The sequence below is a fragment of the Aeromonas sp. HMWF016 genome (genome assembly GCF_963878195.1).
GTDB classification, from domain to species: domain Bacteria; phylum Pseudomonadota; class Gammaproteobacteria; order Enterobacterales; family Aeromonadaceae; genus Aeromonas; species Aeromonas lacus.
Genome location: NZ_CAWNWX010000090.1, coordinates 1 through 2,519 on the forward strand (window position 1 = coordinate 1; position 2,519 = coordinate 2,519).

At 45.8% G+C, this 2,519-nt stretch carries 3 protein-coding genes and 1 pseudogene; 2 read left to right on the forward strand and 2 right to left on the reverse strand.

The genetic code is table 11. The features are described 5' to 3' along the window. Positions 1-318, reverse strand: a 318-nt coding sequence (locus AACS24_RS14495; protein WP_219927726.1) for a hypothetical protein, incomplete at its 3' end; no start/stop codon positions are given. 692 nt (positions 319-1,010) lie between these two features. On the opposite strand from AACS24_RS14495, the pseudogene AACS24_RS14500 reads away from it, so the two are divergent. Then, a pseudogene (locus AACS24_RS14500) lies at positions 1,011-1,190 on the forward strand (IS481 family transposase); the annotation flags it as partial. A 171-nt stretch (positions 1,191-1,361) separates the two neighbouring features. On the opposite strand, the gene AACS24_RS14505 reads toward AACS24_RS14500, so the two are convergent. Further along, positions 1,362-2,015, reverse strand: a complete 654-nt coding sequence (locus AACS24_RS14505; protein WP_108571128.1) for a hypothetical protein — start codon at positions 2,013-2,015, stop codon at positions 1,362-1,364. 312 nt (positions 2,016-2,327) lie between these two features. Between AACS24_RS14505 and AACS24_RS14510 the strand changes: the two genes are divergently transcribed. Further along, on the forward strand, positions 2,328-2,519 hold a 192-nt coding region (locus tag AACS24_RS14510; RefSeq protein ID WP_219927727.1), incomplete at its 3' end, for a hypothetical protein.

Sequence of the window (2,519 nt, forward strand, 5' to 3'; positions counted from 1 at the left end):
TTCTATTACTGCTCGGGGCTTTTTACTTGCCCACCGAAGAGTAATGTCAGATCTTCCATTTGCACGAATGTCAGCTGGTAATTTACCTCTTCCTCTGGCCCCAGCATCTTGAATGCCTCGAATTACACTATTTTCTAGTGTTATATATTTATTTCCAGGAATACTATGAATGGATTTTGCAACTGTTGATGTTATGAAATATTCAGGAGCTTGCCATAGCCACTGGCCACCCGACATCTCTTCATACAAGGAGTGTGCCTCTTCATATCCATTGAGGATGGCTTCTACAATAGATGACATTGATGTTTGTTTTGACATAATAAATCTGGGATACCCACCTTTCTATGCAAGGCATAAAGCCTCCGAATCTCACGCTACAGCCCGTGGATTACAACTTCCAAAATGTTCCCTTGATCTGCGCTGGCAGTAACCCATCGCAGCTCAACAGGTTTTGAATGGCCATGGTAAGCCAAACGAAACTGCCGAGGCGAGCCTTAAAGTGATGTAACTATCAGAAGCGTCTCGTTTTTTGACCTCTATCAAACTCTTCTTGCTCTGCGGCCTTGCCGCCAACCGGACAGTGATCGGGCACTGGCTGCTGGCCATCCTGCGGCTATGGTCGGGTGCTGGCACCCCTCAGATTGTTTTACTGTTGCAACGCAAACCGAACAGCTGTTGCGCAGGTGGCGCAATCAAGGGGCTGTGCGTGCAGGGCAACAGGGGTGGGGAGGGACAAGCCGCCTCGTCGATCTGAACTATGGCATGGCCGACAGAGCTGCAAGCGAGCGGTTTACTCGATACGTACAATCTCGGTGTGGGCTGCGCTGGCAGTTTTGTGATAGATATCGTCAAGCCAGCGCCAAACCCGCCGCTCAGGGTGGCAGCCTGCGTTCAAAGAAAATGGTGCCAAGCGACCGGTTTGGTGAGCTTCCTGATTGGAACGCGATAGAAATAATAAGGCGACCAGATGGTCGTATTTTTATTCTTTTACAGATGTGTCAGTTTACCATAAAGACTCATGGTATGAGTCGGTGGAGTTGATGCAGACAAACTTGGATAGTTATCTGGAACACTACAACAACCAGAGACCACATCAGGGCAGGATGAGTGAGGGACTGACTCCCTACAGCATGTTCAAGAAGGGGCTGAAATTGATACCGAAGGAGGCGCGCACTCGCGCACTAAAGTAGCGTAAAAACACCGGTTTGAGGCCGGTGTTAGGTGATAACTAGATCTGTACAGTAACTGAAAGTATCAGATACGCTGATGTAAAAATAAATTTTTGTCTGTGTCAGAATACAATCTGACGATTTACATACCCCCCAGTAACCTGCGCACATTGAAGGAAATAGGAAAAACAACTATGACTCGTCACCCATCACACGAATAGACATTTTCTGTTTGGAGTTTAATTTACTCTCTATTTCATTTTTTTGTTTTTGAAGCGCTTCATTTTCACGTCTCATTCCCCAAATTTGATACAAACCAAGACAAGCCGCAAAACGCCTTTCATCATTACTCATAGGTATTAATAAGGGCGCAAGAGTTTTCATTGTACTACAAAATGTAGAACCTAAGGAAAGGTAAGCTATTTCTTCATCTGCGACCCCAGACATAAAATACGTACTGAAACTCTCCATCGCATTAGCGACGTTCACAAACTCAGTGACAAATTTCCCTAAAACTTCAATATCAACCTGTTCACCAGGAGGTATCAATTTTATTGACTCCGAGTCAAATTCAACACCAAATTTATCAAAAACATCAACCCCTTCATCTCTCAGCTTTTTGTAAAAAACATTCTGAAGTGGGATTATCTTGTCACAATACAATGTGACTTGCTCTGATGTTAATTTCAATGCATCTCGTTTCGATGTGACCCTTAATGCGTTTCTTTGTTCTTCTATCTGTGCTTTCGCTATGCGTATCTGCCCAAGTGCTAAATATGCGATAACCGCAATGATAGGCCCACTTAATAAGTACGCAATATCTAACCAAGCCTTTATCTCTGTCAACGTAAATCCCTCATTCTATTGTCTGTCTAATGTATCTATGGATATGTATTTCCCACCATATAAGGCGAGCAAAGCCATTTTAATGATTAATAACCTAATACAGGGAATCTGGGACACTCACCTTTCTGAGCAAGGCGTAATTCTACTAAAACCTACGCTACCGCCCGTGGATTACAGCTTCCAGTATGTACTCTTGACCCGCGCTGGCAGCAACCCATCGCAGTTCAACAGGTTCTGAGTGGCCATGGTAAGCCAAACGAAACTGCCGAGGCGAGCCTTAACGTGATGTAACTATCAGAAACGTCTCGTTTTTTGACCTCTATCAAACTCTTCTTGCTCTGCGACCTTGCCGCCAGCCGGTCGGTGATCGGGCGCTGGCTGCTGGCCACCCTGCGGCTATGGCCGGGTGTTGGATTCCCTCAGATTGGTTTACTGGTGCAACGCATAAGCGAAGGGCTGTTGCGCAGGTGGGACAATCAAGGGGCGGTGCGGGCAGGGCAACAG